Origin of the sequence: Sphingopyxis sp. (assembly GCF_035686825.1) — a bacterium.
GTDB lineage: Bacteria > Pseudomonadota > Alphaproteobacteria > Sphingomonadales > Sphingomonadaceae > Sphingopyxis.
Genome location: NZ_DASRYZ010000003.1, coordinates 508,415 through 523,235 on the forward strand (window position 1 = coordinate 508,415; position 14,821 = coordinate 523,235).

General features: G+C 66.2%; 16 protein-coding genes. 10 read left to right on the forward strand and 6 right to left on the reverse strand.

Translation table 11 applies throughout. The features are described from left to right. Positions 1 to 25: 25 nt before the first annotated feature. Genes zapE through VFG17_RS07020 form a run of 3 tightly spaced genes read right to left on the reverse strand, consistent with a single transcriptional unit; the run spans position 26 to position 2,423 of the window. Entirely contained in the window at positions 26 to 1,156 is a 1,131-nt protein-coding gene (zapE, locus tag VFG17_RS07010) for a cell division protein ZapE (protein WP_325028734.1), read from the reverse strand. Beyond that, a complete protein-coding gene (locus VFG17_RS07015; protein WP_325028735.1) occupies positions 1,153 to 1,644 on the reverse strand; it encodes a PaaI family thioesterase in 492 nt (163 codons plus the stop codon). The genes zapE and VFG17_RS07015 overlap by 4 nt, the downstream gene beginning before the upstream one ends. Then, complete coding sequence (locus VFG17_RS07020; RefSeq protein ID WP_325028736.1) at positions 1,641 to 2,423, reverse strand: succinate dehydrogenase iron-sulfur subunit; 783 nt, start codon at positions 2,421 to 2,423, stop codon at positions 1,641 to 1,643. Before VFG17_RS07020 ends, VFG17_RS07015 begins: the two co-directional genes overlap by 4 nt. 222 nt (positions 2,424 to 2,645) lie before the next feature. Here VFG17_RS07020 and VFG17_RS07025 point away from each other — a divergent pair, with 222 nt between their 5' ends. The 5 genes from VFG17_RS07025 to VFG17_RS07045 are packed head-to-tail and all read left to right on the forward strand — an operon-like array spanning position 2,646 to position 7,555. Then, positions 2,646 to 4,190 carry a lipopolysaccharide biosynthesis protein gene (locus tag VFG17_RS07025; protein WP_325028737.1) on the forward strand — a complete coding sequence of 515 codons (1,545 nt, stop codon included), beginning with the start codon at positions 2,646 to 2,648 and terminating at the stop codon, positions 4,188 to 4,190. Next, positions 4,187 to 4,897 carry an HAD-IB family phosphatase gene (locus VFG17_RS07030; RefSeq protein ID WP_325028738.1) on the forward strand — a complete coding sequence of 237 codons (711 nt, stop codon included), beginning with the start codon at positions 4,187 to 4,189 and terminating at the stop codon, positions 4,895 to 4,897. The genes VFG17_RS07025 and VFG17_RS07030 overlap by 4 nt, the downstream gene beginning before the upstream one ends. Then, a complete protein-coding gene (locus VFG17_RS07035; RefSeq protein WP_325028739.1) occupies positions 4,897 to 6,036 on the forward strand; it encodes a hypothetical protein in 1,140 nt (379 codons plus the stop codon). The genes VFG17_RS07030 and VFG17_RS07035 overlap by 1 nt, the downstream gene beginning before the upstream one ends. Further along, the gene (locus VFG17_RS07040; protein ID WP_325028740.1) at positions 6,033 to 7,130 is read left to right on the forward strand and encodes a CDP-alcohol phosphatidyltransferase family protein; all 1,098 of its coding nucleotides are present in this window, start codon (positions 6,033 to 6,035) and stop codon (positions 7,128 to 7,130) included. Before VFG17_RS07035 ends, VFG17_RS07040 begins: the two co-directional genes overlap by 4 nt. Continuing rightward, positions 7,127 to 7,555, forward strand: coding sequence for an HIT family protein (locus tag VFG17_RS07045; protein WP_325028741.1), 429 nt, complete (start codon positions 7,127 to 7,129; stop codon positions 7,553 to 7,555). The genes VFG17_RS07040 and VFG17_RS07045 overlap by 4 nt, the downstream gene beginning before the upstream one ends. Here the strand turns inward: VFG17_RS07045 and VFG17_RS07050 are convergent. Genes VFG17_RS07050 through VFG17_RS07060 form a run of 3 tightly spaced genes read right to left on the reverse strand, consistent with a single transcriptional unit; the run spans position 7,543 to position 10,021 of the window. Further along, positions 7,543 to 8,307: a phosphocholine cytidylyltransferase family protein gene (locus tag VFG17_RS07050; protein WP_325028742.1), complete on the reverse strand. Its 765-nt coding sequence runs from the start codon at positions 8,305 to 8,307 to the stop codon at positions 7,543 to 7,545. The two genes, VFG17_RS07045 and VFG17_RS07050, sit on opposite strands and share 13 nt — an antisense overlap. After that, positions 8,304 to 9,098, reverse strand: a complete 795-nt coding sequence (locus VFG17_RS07055; protein WP_325028743.1) for a nucleotidyltransferase family protein — start codon at positions 9,096 to 9,098, stop codon at positions 8,304 to 8,306. The genes VFG17_RS07050 and VFG17_RS07055 overlap by 4 nt, the downstream gene beginning before the upstream one ends. Next, the gene (locus tag VFG17_RS07060) at positions 9,095 to 10,021 is read right to left on the reverse strand and encodes an alpha/beta hydrolase (protein ID WP_325028744.1); all 927 of its coding nucleotides are present in this window, start codon (positions 10,019 to 10,021) and stop codon (positions 9,095 to 9,097) included. Before VFG17_RS07060 ends, VFG17_RS07055 begins: the two co-directional genes overlap by 4 nt. A 120-nt stretch (positions 10,022 to 10,141) precedes the next feature. Here VFG17_RS07060 and VFG17_RS07065 point away from each other — a divergent pair, with 120 nt between their 5' ends. From VFG17_RS07065 to VFG17_RS07085, 5 genes are all read left to right on the forward strand, one after another. After that, positions 10,142 to 10,975 carry a diacylglycerol/lipid kinase family protein gene (locus VFG17_RS07065; protein ID WP_325028745.1) on the forward strand — a complete coding sequence of 278 codons (834 nt, stop codon included), beginning with the start codon at positions 10,142 to 10,144 and terminating at the stop codon, positions 10,973 to 10,975. After that, a complete protein-coding gene (locus tag VFG17_RS07070) occupies positions 10,972 to 11,820 on the forward strand; it encodes a metallophosphoesterase (RefSeq protein ID WP_325028746.1) in 849 nt (282 codons plus the stop codon). The genes VFG17_RS07065 and VFG17_RS07070 overlap by 4 nt, the downstream gene beginning before the upstream one ends. A 65-nt stretch (positions 11,821 to 11,885) precedes the next feature. Further along, entirely contained in the window at positions 11,886 to 12,977 is a 1,092-nt protein-coding gene (locus VFG17_RS07075) for a hypothetical protein (RefSeq protein ID WP_325028747.1), read from the forward strand. After that, complete coding sequence (locus VFG17_RS07080) at positions 12,974 to 14,014, forward strand: phosphotransferase (RefSeq protein ID WP_325028748.1); 1,041 nt, start codon at positions 12,974 to 12,976, stop codon at positions 14,012 to 14,014. The genes VFG17_RS07075 and VFG17_RS07080 overlap by 4 nt, the downstream gene beginning before the upstream one ends. Positions 14,015 to 14,141: 127 nt before the next feature. After that, on the forward strand, positions 14,142 to 14,732 hold the full coding sequence (locus VFG17_RS07085) for a histidine phosphatase family protein (protein ID WP_325028749.1): 591 nt from the start codon (positions 14,142 to 14,144) through the stop codon (positions 14,730 to 14,732). The last annotated feature ends 89 nt before the right edge of the window (positions 14,733 to 14,821 follow it).

Here is a 14,821-nt window from a genome sequence, read left to right on the forward strand (position 1 = left end):
CCTCCTAGCCCTGAGCAAAATCGCTTCAAACCTCGTGCGTGCTATCGCCGGGTCCGTGGCCTAACGCCAGGTAATCGTCGGACTGCATTTCGGCGAGGCGGCTCGCGGTGCGCTCGAATTCGAACGCGCCGTCGCCCGCTACATACAGCTGGTCGGGCATCGCCGCCGCGCTTGCGAGCAGCTTGACCTTATATTCGTAAAGCGCATCGATCAGCGTGACGAAGCGCGCCGCCTCGTTGCGGTTCTCGGGCCCCATGCGCGGGATGCCGACGATGATCACGGTGTGAAAGTGGCGCGCGACGGCGAGATAGTCGGCGGCCCCGCGCGCCTCGCCGCACAGCCGCTTGAACGAAAAGACGGCGACGCCCTTCAGCGCCTTGGGAACGTGCAAGCTCCGCCCGCCGCCGACGTCGAGGTCGAGGCTCGGCACATGCGCGCGATCCTCGGGCGGATAGTCGGTGAGGCGAAAGAAGGCGGCCGACAGCGCCGCGCTCGCGGCATCGTCGGCCGGAACGAACCAGCGCGCGCCGTCGCCGAGCCGGTCGCGGCGGTAATCGGTCGGCCCGTTCAGCCCCATGACGTCGAGCCGTTCCTCGACGAGCGCGATGAAGGGCAGGAAATGCTCGCGGTTGAGCCCGTCCTTGTAGAGATCCTTCGGCGGCCGGTTCGACGTCGCGACCATCGTCACGCCATGATCGAGCAGCGCGGTGAACAGGCGCGAGAGGATCATCGCATCGGCGCTGTTGTTCACGACCATCTCGTCGAAGGCGAGGCAGCGGGTATTTTCGGCGAGCGCCTCGGCGACGATCGGGATCGGATCGCCGCTCTCGCCCTTGCGCACTTCGCGCAGCCGCGCGTGGACATCGAGCATGAAGGCGTGGAAATGGACGCGCCGCTTCCGCTGGATGGCGAGCTGATCATAGAACAGGTCCATCAGCATCGACTTGCCGCGCCCGACCGCGCCCCACAGATAGACGCCGCGCAGCGCATCGGGCTTGCGCCCCGCGAGGCGCCACAGCAGGCTGCCGCGGCGCGGCACCGCTTCGAGTTCGGCCTGCAGCTGATTCAACCGCGTCGCCGCCGCGCGCTGCTCGGGATCGGGGCGGAGCTCGCCCGCCGCGACAAGCGCGTCATAAGCCGCAAGGACGGTGGTCACTTGGCGCTCGCCTTGCGGATCGTTCCGGCGAAGCTCAGCACGATATGGCCGTCATCCTCGCCCTGCACGACCAGCCCGCGCAGGAAGATCAGCCGGCCGGTTTCGCGCACCAGCTCGACCACGGCGTCGAGCGGCTCGCCGACGCGGCCCGCGCCGACGAACTGGGTCGACAGGTCGAGCGTCACCGAATGCCCCGCATTGAGCGAACCGAACTGGTGCGACGCGGCGAACAGCGCGATGTCGACGAGCGCCAGCGTCACCGCGCCGTGAACATTGTCGCCGAGGTTGCTGTGCTTGCGTTCGGGGACCATCCGTACCCGCGCGCAGGGCCGGCCGTCGGCCGTCGGCGGCTCGACGCGAACCGTCAGCGGTTCGATGAAAGCGTTGAAGCGGCTGGGATCCTTGAGGTTCCAGCTGACCCAACCATCCTCCAGCGTCTCCGCGCTGAAATGGTCGCGACGCTTCGGTTCCTCGATCCCGTCGTTCACACCTGCCGCTCGGCCTCGAGCTTCTTGATCTCGGCGATCGCGCGCGCCGGGCTCAGACCCTTGGGGCACGCGTTGGCGCAGTTCATGATCGTGTGGCAGCGATAAAGGCGGAAGGGATCCTCCAGCTCGTCGAGCCGCTCGCCGGTCATCTCGTCGCGGCTGTCGGCGAGCCAGCGATAGGCCTGAAGCAGGATCGCGGGACCGAGGAACTTGTCGCTGTTCCACCAATAGCTCGGGCAGCTCGTCGAGCAGCAGGCGCAGAGGATGCACTCGTAAAGCCCGTCGAGCTTTTCGCGTTCCTCGGGCGACTGGAGCCGTTCCTTGCCGCTCGGCGTCGTCGTCTTGGTCTTGAGCCACGGCTCGATCGACGCATATTGCGCATAGAAATGGGTGAAGTCGGGGACGAGGTCCTTGATCACGTCCATCGACGGCAGCGGCGTGATCGTGATGTCGCCCTTCAGATCCTCGATCGCGGTCGTGCAGGCGAGCCCGTTCTTACCGTTCATGTTCATCGAACAGCTGCCGCAAATGCCTTCACGGCACGAGCGGCGGAAGGTCAGCGTCGAATCCTGCTCGCTCTTCATCTTGATGAGCGCGTCGAGCACCATCGGGCCGCATTTTTCGGTATCGATCTCGAACGTGTCGAAATGCGGATTCTGCCCCTTGTCGGGATCGTAGCGATAGACCTTGAATTTCTTCACCGCCGCAGCGCCCTCGGCCTTGTGGACCTTGCCCGTCTTTTGCGGGCGGCTGTTCTTGGGCAGGACAAATTGAGCCATATCGCGGTCTTCCCTATGCAATCGCGGGCTGCCTAGACCGATTGGGCAGAGTCGGCAAGAGGGTGAGGCGCCACATTTATCTCTCGATTTTCGAGTTGCGTCCCCGCGAAGGCGGGGACCCATCACCTGCCGGCTCTAGCTTGCGCCATCCGGTGATGGGCACCCGCCTTCGCGGGTGCACACGGCTTTTCTTTCGTATGAATACTGCTTAGGTGCGCTGCGATGAGCGAAAGCGTCGCCCAACCCGCCGTTACCAGCCGCAGCGTCGCGCGCGGGCTCGGCACGACCGTGCTGGCGCGGCTGGGCGCGGTGGTCGAAATCATCGCGCAGCCGCTCTACGTCCTGATGTTCGGCCTCGCGGGCTACGGCCTCTACGCGGTGCTGTGGGCGGCGGTGAACCTGCTCGAGAATATCTTCGACCTCGGCATGACGAGTGCGATGCAGCGCACCGTGCCGCAATCGGCGAGCAATGCCGAAGCCGCGGCGGCGCTGCGCACGGCGATGGTCTTTGGTGTGGGACCGTGCATCCTCGTCGCGGCGCTCGTCGCCGTCTTCGCCGCCGACCTCGCGCCGCTGCTCAACGTCGCGGCGAAGGACCGCGAGCTTGTCACCCCCGCGATCCGCATCTTCGTCTGGGCGCTGCCGCTCTGGGCCTTTGTCGAGATCGCGACCTCGGCGCTGCGTGCGCGCATGCTATTCGGGGCCGAGATACGCCTGCGGATCGTGTGGGAACAGGTGATGCGGCTGGTCTTCGCCGGCCTGTTCTTTGCCGGCGGGCTCGGCCTCAAGGGACTGTTCATCGCGCATCTTTGCTCGCTTGGCATCACCGCGGCACTGAGCATCCGCCTCCTCGCGCGCCACTACAGCTTCACCGACCTGTGGCGCGGGCCGTGGGCGGGAGAGACCGCGCGCAACACCTTTTTGGCGGGGCTTTCGATCCTGCCCTCGAACATCATCGCGCGGCTGTTCGGCGACGCCCCGGCGCTGATCCTCAATATGCTGCTTCCCGGTGCGGCGGGCGCCGCGGCCGCGGGGCTGTTCACGATCGCGCGCAAACTGTCGAGCGTCGTCCAGCTCGTGCGTATCGCCTTCACCTATGTGATGGCGCCGCTCGCCGCCAGCGCCGAGCGCGAGGACCGGCGCCAGGTCGCCGACATCTATGCCTATGCGACGCGGCTGATTCTGGCGATCGCGCTGCCGCTCGCCGCCGTGCTCGCGGCGGGCAGCGCGTCGCTGCTCGGCCTGTTCGGGCATGGCGCGCAGGCGGCGCAAGCCGCGCTGATCATCCTGCTCTTCGCCCGCGCCGCCGAGGCGGTGCTCGGCATTTCGGCGCCGGTGCTGCAGGTGGTCGCCGCCCTCCGGCATCAGCTCACCGCCAGCATTTTCGGTGTTGGCGTCGCGATCGGCGCCGGCTGGCTCATCGTCGGCCATCTCGATCCGCTGACGGGGGTGACGTTGGCGACCGCATTGGGCCTCGTCGTAATGGCGGCGATCCCGATGATACAGCTCGCGATCACCGAAAAGCTGCATCCTTTCGACGCGCAATTTCCGATGCTGGCGCTGCGCGGCATCGCGATCACCCTTGTAGCCGGCGCCGCAGCGATGCTCGCCGACCTGTTGCCCGACGCGCTTTCGCTGCCGCTGCTCGGGCTGATCGCCGCTGCGTCGATATGGCTTGCGCTGCGCTTCGCCTTGCCGCTCGCCGATCGCATGTCGCTGGGCAAGACCGGCCGCAAGCTCCGGCTATTCGAGCCCGAAACCGCATGACCGACGCGCCATCCTCCCCCCGCGTCGCGATTTACGATCTCGACCGGACCGTGCTGCGCACCCCGACCTTCACCCTGTTTCTGCTGTGGGCGGCGTGGCGCGAGGCGCCGTGGCGCTTGCTGCTACTGCCCGCGCTCGCCGCGCTGATGATCGGCCATGCGCTGCGCCTTTACGGACGCGACCGGTTCAAGCCCGCCGCCATCCATCTGATGCTCGGCAAAAGCATCGCACCCGCGCGGGCCGAAGCCCTCGCCGCCGCCTTCGCCGCGTGGCGCGTTCCGCGCGACGTCCCGCCGGGCGCCGCCGCGTGCATCGCGCGCGACCGGGCCGAGGGATACCGGCTGCTGATGGCCACCGCCGCCCCCGAATTCTACGCAAGCGCGATCGCCGAAGCACTCGGCTTCGACGCCATCGTGGCCTCGCGCCACCGGCGCGACAATGCTGGCAACTGGCTCCCCCTGCTCGACGGAGCCAATTGTTACGGAGCGGAAAAGGCGCGGCGCGTCAGCGAATGGCTCGCCGCGAACGCCCCGGACGGCACGGCGCATATCCGCGCCTATTCGGATCATCTCAGCGACGCGCCGACCTTTGCGCTGGCCGGAGAGGCCTGGCTGATCGGGCGCGGCAACAAATATATTCGGCTGGCCGCGAAACATGGCTGGCGCGCCGCCGATTTCGAGGATGTCGCGGTGACGGAGGTCCGCTGATGCGCATCCTCTTCCTCTTCATCGGCGAGCCGCATCATGTGTTCCACGCGCTGCCCATCGCCGCGGAGATGGCGGCCGCGGGGCAGCTCATCGATGTCGCGGTGGCGAGCGCCGACCATTTGCGAATGGTCGAGCAGGTCGCGCTGGCCTATCCGGGCTTCGCGCCGGACATCGCCATGCTCGGCCAGAAGGGATTGTCGCGCTGGCTGCGCGATAGGGGCCTCTTCCGCAATCCGCGCTTGCCGATGCTGCTCGAAGCCCTGCCCTTTCTGCGGCGGTTCGACGCGATCGTCGTGCCCGAGCGGACGACCACGTCGATCCGGCATTTCCTGTCGCAGGGGACGCGCCTTGTCTTCACGCCGCACGGCGCAGGCGACCGGGCGATCACCTTCGACATACGCGACCGGCATTTCGATTTTGCGCTCGTGGCCGGCGAAAAGAGCGAACATCGAATGCTCGATGCCGGGACGATCCGGCCGGGTCATTATGCGGTGAACGGCTATGTGAAGCTCGACCTGATGCCGCGACTGCAGGCGGCGCGCGAGCCCTTGTTCGCCAACGGCCGGACGACGGTTCTCTATTCGCCGCACTTCAAGCGCGAGCTGTCGTCGTGGGACCGCTTCGGCCGCGACATCATCGCCTGGTTCGCGGGCCAGGATCGCTACAATCTCGTCGTCGCGCCGCATGTTCGCCTGTTCGCCGAAGCGAGCGATGCCGAGCGCGCGGCGGTCACGAAACTGGCGGTGTCGGACAAGGTCATGATCGACCTCGCGTCCGACCGCCTGTTCGACATGAGCTATACGAGCGGCGCCGACATCTATCTCGGCGATGTGAGCAGTCAGGTTTACGAGTTTCTCGCGACCCCGCGCCCGTGCGTCTTCCTCAACGCTCACCATGTCGATTGGGCCGGCGATCCCGATTACCTCTTCTGGACGCTCGGCGACGTCATCGACGATCTTGCCGAATTGCCAGAGGCGCTGGAACAAGCGCCCGTTCGCCATCCATTTTATGCCGATGCCCAGAGCGCGAGGCTGGCCGAATCGATCGGCGGCGATCCGGCGGGCGCGGCGCGGCGCGGCGCCGAAGCGATCCTCGGCTTCCTTGCAAAGAACGCCCGGCAGGATAAGAGCGGCGAATGACCGACGCCAAGTCCCTCCCCGCCCTGACCCCGATCAGCGAAAATTCGACGCCGCTGTGGGGCATGACCAATGCCGAACGGCTGCGCCGGCTGGCGCGCGCGGAAGGCCTGCCCGAAACGTCGCCGACAGCACGGCTTTACGTCAATCTCGACTATGTCTTCGACCCGGTGTGGCTGCGTCACATCGTCGCGCTGCCCGGCACCGTGGTGATGGATGGCGGCGACCTCGTGATGGCGCATCTGACCGGCGGCATGACCCCCGTGGATATCGCGCAGCATCGCGGTGCGCTCAGCATCATCGACTATCGGGACAATCCGCAAATCTACAACCGCCAGCTCCGCAAGCTCGACTGCCCCTTCATCCAGCGGCTGACGCCCGAAACGCGGCGCGCGATCGAACGGAAGAGCTATTTCGGCGCGTATAAGGGCGTCACCGACGCGCTGACCAAATATCTGTGGCCCGAGCTCGCTTTGTGGCTGACGCGTGGCGCCGCGAGCATCGGCATGACCCCGAATATGGTCACCGCGATCGGCGCGGTGCTCTGTGTCTATGCGACATATCTCTTCGCTTATGGCCATTACTGGACGGGGATGCTCGCGGGTTTCATCTTCATGGTGCTCGACACCGTCGATGGAAAGCTCGCGCGCTGCACGATCACCTCGTCGAAATGGGGCAATGTCGCCGACCATGGCGTCGACCTGATCCATCCACCCTTCTGGTGGTATTTCTGGGGCGTCGGCCTCGGCGCCTGGGGTCTCGCGCTATCGACCCAAACCTTCATCTGGGTGATGGTCGCGGTCGTCGCCGGCTATGTGCTGCAACGCGTGATCGAGGGGTTGTTCATCAAGGACTTCGGCATGGACATCCATGTCTGGCAAAGGTTCGACAGCCAGTTCCGCCTGATCACCGCGCGGCGCAACCCGAACTTCGCGATCCTCTTTTTCGCAACGCTGGCCGGGCGCCCCGACATCGGCCTGATCGCGCTCGCCTGGTGGACGGTCATCTCGCTGGTCGTCCATGCCGTGCGGCTGGCGCAGGCCTATGCCGTCAAGCGTTCCGGCCGCCCGATCGTCAGCTGGATGGAAGAAGCATGAACGCAACGATCGAGAAATTCGGCCACCCCGCGACGCTGATCGCCGAATATGATCATTGGGTCGTGCTGCTCCGCCCCGCGCAGCCGACGCTCGGCGCGCTGGTCCTGGCGGCGAAATCGGATGCGACGGCGTTCGGCGACCTGCCCACCGAAGTGCATGCCGAACTCAAGACCGCGACCGCTGCGATCGAGGCCGCGCTGACGCAGGCCGTCGGTTACGCGAAGATCAACTATCTGATGCTGATGATGGTGGACCCGCACGTCCATTTCCACGTCCTGCCGCGCTATGAGGGCGAACGCAGCGGTGCGGGTCTGACGGTGGTGGACGCAGGCTGGCCGGCGCAGCCCGACCTCGGGCAGGCGGTAAAGCTCGACGACGCACAGGTCGCCGCGCTTGCAGACTGGCTCAAACCCTATTTCGCATAACGGCCTTCTTCGGCCCATTTTGCGGTAAGCGCGTCGGCGGCTTCAACGTCCTGCGGGAAGTCGACTTCCTGCCATTCGAGCCCCTCGATCGACACGGTGCCGACGCGGTTGCCCTTCGCGATGATGTCGATCGCGCGCAGATACCAGCGCTCCACGCCATCGGGTGTGCGCATCATCTGGTCGACCTGATTGCGGAAGATCGACGGCCCGTCGCCGACGAAGGCGAGCATGCCGATCGATTCGGCATTGGTATCGGGCGGCAGCAGCCGCTTGCCGATGTGATGCAGCCGCCCCTCGGCGTCGCGGTTCACCTTCATGTCGTCATCGTCATAATCGCTTTTCACATCGACGGTGACGTTGATCGGCTCGTTCGCCCCCGCGATCAGCTTCGCGACGATCTCGTCCGAAATGATCGTGTCGCCGTTGAGGATGATGAAGTCGCGATCCATCTCCTCGCGCGCGATCCAGCAGGTGCCGAGATTGTCGGCAACCTGGAAGAAGGGATTGAAGAGCGTGCGGATGCGCGCGCCGGTGTCGCGGTAGAGCTGGAGCGCATGATCCTCGACACGCTCGGTGCGAAAGCCGGTGACGACGACGATATCCTTGATGCCGTTCGCAACGAGCGCCGCGACCTGCCAGCTGATCAGGCTGCGGCCGTTGAACTCGATCAGGCATTTGGGAATATCGCGGGTCAGCGGCAGCAGGCGGGAGCCTTGCCCGGCCGACAGGATGATGGCTTTGTCGATGGTCATAGGGGCTGCCCTATAGCGCCTTGCCGCCGCGCGGCAAATATCGCTTCGATCAGTTCGATGTCGGCGGGCTTGTCGGCATCGATGCACGCTTCGGGTTCGGACATCGGCACGACCCGTGCCTTGAGCCCGAAACGAAGTCCGGCGCGCGCGACGCCCCGCTGGATCGTGAAGAGGCGAAGTAGCGCGCCGATCAGCAGCCACGGACCGAAAGCGGCGACGATCCTGAGCCCTTTCTTGCGGTCGCGTTCGATGCGGCCCCAGAAGTCGAGCAACGGTAGAACGCGGCGCCCGCGCAGGCGGAACATGTTCGCGCCCGACCACCAACCGCCGCGGAATTTCAGCCAGGTGCGCCTGGATTCCGGGTAGCGCGCAAGCAGCACGTCGCGCTCGACCATCGCCACCGCGACATCGCTGTCCGGCGCGCCGCCGAGAAACTCGGCGATCATCGTGGGCGTGAGCAGCACATTGTCGGCGGTCGTGACGAGCAGCGGATCGTCGCCCGGCGGCAGCGCGGCGGCAAGCGAGCTGCTGATCCCCTGCCCCGAATCCGCGAAATGCAGGTCCGCGAAATCCGCGAGGTCCGGCTCGGCGGCCAGTTCGGCGCTATTCTGTGCCAGGATCGTGATCGGCCCGACCAACGGCGAGTTCCGGAGCGCGTCCACGACATGGACGAGCATCGGCCGCCCGTCGATCGGGAGCAGCGCCTTGGTCGACACGCCGCTTCCCGAAAGCAGCGGGTCCGGGCCGGGGCGGCTGCCCGCGAGGACGATCGCGGGGATAAGGGCGCTCACTGCGCGGCCTCTGCCGCGGACGCGATGCGGCGGCCGGTAACCCCGCGCAGGAAGTCGGTCGCCTCGTCGAGCACCGGTCCCTTGTTCTGGAACGGCGCGGCGAGCGCCATGACGATGCCGGTATGCCCCATGCCCGGATAGACGCGCAGCGTCGCCGATCCCCCCGCCTTTTCGATCGCGGCGGCGAGGTTCTGGCTGTTGCGCGGGCGCACCGTGCCGTCCTCTTCGCCGGTCGCGAGCCATAACGGCGGCGCGTCGCCGCGCGCGAAGTGGATCGGCTGCGTTTTCTCGATCGGTTTGACCTTGCCCATCGCCCTGTCCCCGCGCCCGCCCTTTTCGAGCGGGAGGAAATCATAAGGCCCGGCCAGACCCGCAACGCCGCGGATGATCGCAGGGTCACTCTTTGCCGCACGCAGCCATTGCGGGTCGAGCGCGAGCATCGCGGCATTATAGGCACCCGCCGAATGGCCCATCAGCGCGATCCGCTCGGGATCGCCGCCCAGTTTTTCGATATGCTCGTGCGTCCAGGCGACCGCCGCCGCGCTATCCTCGATAAAGTCGGGCCAATGCGCTTTGGGCACGAGGCGATAGTCCGGGATCACGACGACGAAGCCTTGCCGCGCCAGAGCGCGTCCGGCGAAACCGTAGCTGCCCCGCTCACCGCTGTCCCAGCCGCCGCCATAGAAAAAGACGACCACGGGCAACCGGTCGCCCTCTTTGGCATTTTCGGGAGCCCAGATGTCGAGCGATTGGCGCGGTCCCCGGCCATAGGGCTGGTCGGCGAGCAACAGCCGCGCGCCGTCGCCCTGTCCGAGCAGCCGGTCGGCCATGTTGAGCGACTTCGCGCCGCCCGCGACGATCATCTTGGCGCCGCCGCCGAACAGCAGCACGAGCAGCAGGACCACGAAGAGAATCTTGATCAATCGCTGTCCTTTGGAAACCGGCGCGTCATCCTTCGCGCCCTACAGGGCAGCGGACCGGCGAACAAGCCGGCGGCGCGATAGGCACGCGACCTTTTCCGCCCTCGCGCGTAGGAAAGTGCGATGACGACAGGAAACTTCACCCGCCCCGCCCTTGTCTGCAACATCCAGAGCGGCAGTCATGATGACGCCGTCCTGGCCGAGATCGTCGAAAGCTGCCGCGCTGCGGGCGCGCCGCTCGTCGCCGTCTTCGCGCTGCCCGACGACGAGATTCCCGATGCCGGCGAACTCGTCCGGCAAGGCATCGACCTGCTGCTCGTCTGGACTGGCGACGGGACGATCAACGCCGCGGCGACCGGGGCGACGGGTTGGGACGGCGCGATCCTGCCGCTTCCCGGCGGGACGCTCAACCTTCTGTCGAAGGAACTGCACGGCGACCGGCCAGTGACCGAAATCCTGACGGACGCACTGCAGGGCAAGGCGCGGCGGCAACCCGTGCCCATGATCCGGTCCGACGACGGCGACGCCTTCATCACGATCGTCGCCGGCCCCGCGACACAATGGGCCGAAGTGCGCGAAACGATGCGGCAGGACGGGTTGATCGAAGCAAGCCGGTCGGCGCCCGACGCGCTCGACGCGATGATCAACGCCCCCGGCGTCGCGGTGGCCGGACACGGCCGGGCCTATCCGGCGATCATCCTTACCCCGACGGCGCAGGGCATCCGCGCCGACGGCATATTGACCGAGGGCACCGCCGACGTGCTGCGTCATGGCTTGGCCTGGGTCGGCGGCGATTTTCGCGACGGGCCGAGCGAGGAAATCATCAGCGGCGAAACGATCATCCTTGAAAGCGGTGTGCCGATCAGCCTCGAATATGACGGCGAGCTCGGCGAAACGCCCTCTCCCGCGCGCTTCGGGCTGGGGACGAGCGCGGTGGACTTCGTCGCGACGGCATGACCCGGCTCTTCCACATCAGCGACCTGCATTTCGGGCTCGAGGATCGCGCCGCGCTCGCCTGGTTCACCGATTGCGTCCGGACCGAGCGCCCCGATGCGGTGCTGATCACGGGCGACCTCACGATGCGCGCGCGCAGCCGCGAATTCGCTGCGGCCTGCGACTGGATCGGCGCGCTCGACGTGCCGGTGACGGTCGAGGTCGGCAATCACGACCTGCCCTATTTCAACCCCGTCGAACGCTTCTTCTTCCCCTATCGCCGCATTCGCGGGATCGAGCGGCTGGTCGAGCGCGAACTCGATCTTCCCGGCGTCGCCGTGGTGCCGCTGAAGACGACGGCGCGCGCGCAATGGCGGCTCGACTGGTCGAAGGGGTGGGTGACGGGGCACGCGCTGGAAAAGACGCTCGCTGCCATCGACGCACTGCCGCGCGGCACGACGGTGCTGGTCACCGCGCATCATCCGCTGGTCGAGGCCGGGACCAAGGGGCGCGCGCTGACGCGCGGCGGCGAACGCGCACTCGCTGGCCTGGCGGAGCGCGGCGTGGCGGCGGTGCTGACCGGCCATGTCCACGACGCCTTCGACCTGAAAAAGACGACCGCCGCGGGCCCGATCCGCATGATCGGGGCGGGCACTCTGTCGCAGCGCATCCGCTCGACCCCCCCGAGTTTCAACGACCTGACCGTCGAAGGCGCGGCGATCGACCTGCGCGTGCGCAATCTCGATCATGTCCCGACCCCCGACATGCAGATCGACGATGTGCCCCCTGACGCGCTGCCGCCGCGCGAACCCGGCGAGCCGATCGCCCCCGTCGCGGCGGTGCCGCCGGTCGATCCGCCGGTGCATTGACGTCGCTGCCCCATTGACGCGTCCCGGCGGCCCGTTAAGTTGCAAGAAAAAACGGGATGAGGACTATGCTGACAAAAGGCGACGATTTTCCGTTGCACCAGACCAGCGAACCGATTGCGTTCGCGGGGACCGACCGCAACTTCTACGACCGCTATTTCTTCAACGGCTACTCGCCCGACGGATCGATCTTCTTCGCCGCGGCGATGGGCTTTTATCCGCAGCTCGGCATCGTCGATGCGAGTTTCTGCGTCATCGTCGGCGGAGTTCAGCACAATCTTCGCGCCAGCCGGCGGTCGGGCGGCGAGCGGCTCGAACTGTCGGTGGGGCCGATTGCGCTCGAAATCGACGTCCCGCTCGAAATCGTCACGCTGCGGATCGCGCCGGGTGACGGGCCGCTTGCGGGCGAACTGCGCTTCACCGGCCGCCACTTCCCGATCGAGGAACCGCGCTTCATCCGCCGCAACGGCACGCGGCTGTTCATGGACTATACGCGCATGACGCAAAACGGCCATTGGTCGGGATGGCTGGCGGTCGGCGGAGAGCGCATCGAGACCGGCGCCGGATGGGCGGGGACACGCGACCGCAGCTGGGGCATCCGTCCTGTGGGCGCGAACGAACCGCAGCCGCCGCCCGAAGGCAATTTCAGCCAGTTTTTCTGGCTGTGGACGCCGTGCAATTTCGAAAGCAACTCGCTCTTCTTCCACAGCAACGACGACGGTGCGGGAAAGCCGTGGAACCGCCGCGCCGTGCTCATGGGCGACGGCGGGACCGAGCAGCATTTCGACGCAGCGACGTTCGACATCGAATGGCAAGCGGGATCGCGGCGGATCGCGAAGATGACCGCCGACCTCGGCAGCGGTCGATCATTGACGCTGACGCCCACCGGGCCGGTCTTCGCGATGAGCGGGCTTGGCTATACGCATCCGACATGGAGCCATGGCTTCGATCATGGGCCGGAACTCGCGGTCGCCTATGACAGCCTGTCCGAAACCGAGCGCGGTTGGGGCAATCCGCTGGCGATGCACATACAGGCGCTCGTCACCGCCACGCTGAACGACAGCGGCAGCGCCCGCAGCGGCGCGGGGGTGCTCGAGCAACTGTTCGTCGGCCGGCACGAGCCAACCGGCCTTGCCGGCCTCATGGACCCCGCGCCTTGAGCTTTCCGACCTCGCCCGAGGCGATGACGACGGCATGGCTCGGCTATGTGCTCGGGCAGCCGGGACGGCTGAGGGGCTTCATTGCTGCCAGGGTCGGCACCGGGCAGATGTGCGACAGCTACCGCCTCGCGCTCGATTGGGAGGACGGCGTCGACGCGCCCGCCAGCGTCATCGCCAAATGCCCGAGCCACGACGAGGCCAGCCGCAACATCGCCAAGCTGACCGGCACCTATGTCAAGGAGGTCAGCTGGTATCGCGAACTCGCGGCGGACAGCGGCGTCGCTGCGCCCCGCTGCTATCATGCCGAAATCGCGGACGACGACGTCGATTTCGTGTTGATCCTCTCCGACCTCGCGCCGGCGCGGCAAGGCGACCAGCTCGCCGGAACCGGGCTTGCCGGGCTCCGCCCCTGCATCGAAGCCGCGGCGGGTCTGCATGCGCTGCTCTGGAACGATCCGCGGCTCGAGGCTCTGCCTTGGCTGTCGCGCGACAATGGCGACCTGATCCGCCACCTCTTTCCGCAATTCTACCTCGGCTTTCGCGAACGCTATGCGGCGCGGCTCGATCCCGAAGTGCTCGACCTCGGCGCGAGAATCGTCGAGCGGCTCGACACCTATCTGGCGCGCGTGCCCGCGGCGCGGACGATCGTTCATGGCGACCTGCGCATCGACAACATCCTTTTTGCCCCAGATGACGAGCGCTGCTGGCTCGTCGACTGGCAGACGCTGGGCCGCGGCAGCGGTGCGAGCGACCTCGCCTATCTTGTCGGCACCAGCATCGCCGATCCCGTCGAGCGCGCGGCAGCCGACCGGCCGGCATTCGACCATTGGATCGGCTCGCTCGGGCGGCTGGGCGTTGCGCCGGACGAAGCCGGCCTGTGGACCGACTACCGGATCGGCGCGCTCAGCGGTTATTTCATGGCGGTTTTCGCGTCGATGAGCGTCGAGCGCACGACGCGCGGCGACGAGATGTTCGCAGTGATGGCCGAGCGCCCCGCACGGCAGGCGTTGGCGCTTGGTAGCCTTGAGCTGCTTTAGGCCATATCGGCGTTCGGCCGCTGCGGCCGTCAGACCATGCGAATTATTTCAGACGGCGACTGCCGACCGGTAGCGGCGGAAGGGCGGCGGCTATAGTGTCTCAGAACCAGATGTTGGAGGCTGTTCCGTGGCTGTACCTTCGCAAGGAGAAATCTATCTGGTTCGGCACGGCGAAACCGAGTGGAACGTCGCTGGTCGTTTTCAGGGCAAACTCGATTCACGACTGACCAAAAGAGGTGTGGCGCAAGCAAAAGCATATGGAAGGCGGCTTGCTGCGATCGCGGCGGAGATAGATACGTTAGTAGCAAGTCCATTGGGGCGGGTACGCGAAACCACATCCATCATTAAATCGTTTGGGAAATTCCCTGAGACGCAGTGGGAGCCCCGAATTGCGGAGGTTTCGGTTGGTTCGTGGGACGGCCTGACGCATCTGGACATAGACGCCCGGTGGCCGGGGCGATTGGATGAAACGACTCCCTTCGACTGGTTTTTCCGATCACCTGACGGCGAAAGCTACGATGTTGCTATGGAGCGCGTGAAGCAATGGCTGGATAGTTCGCAAGGTATCGTGCTTGCCGTTTCCCATGGGTTAATCGGTCGCCTCATTCGAGGGGCGTATCTTAATCTGAGCAAGGATGACGCACTCGGTTTGCCCGTTCCACAGGACGTAATATGGCGCTTAGCTAAGGGGTCCGTTGAGCCTATCCACGTCAGCTGATGCGCATCGCGAATGTCCGCTGTTCAATGATGTCTACCGCAAAGCTGACTGTCCCTTCCGCAAAGCGGACACGAAAAAGGGCGGCCCGT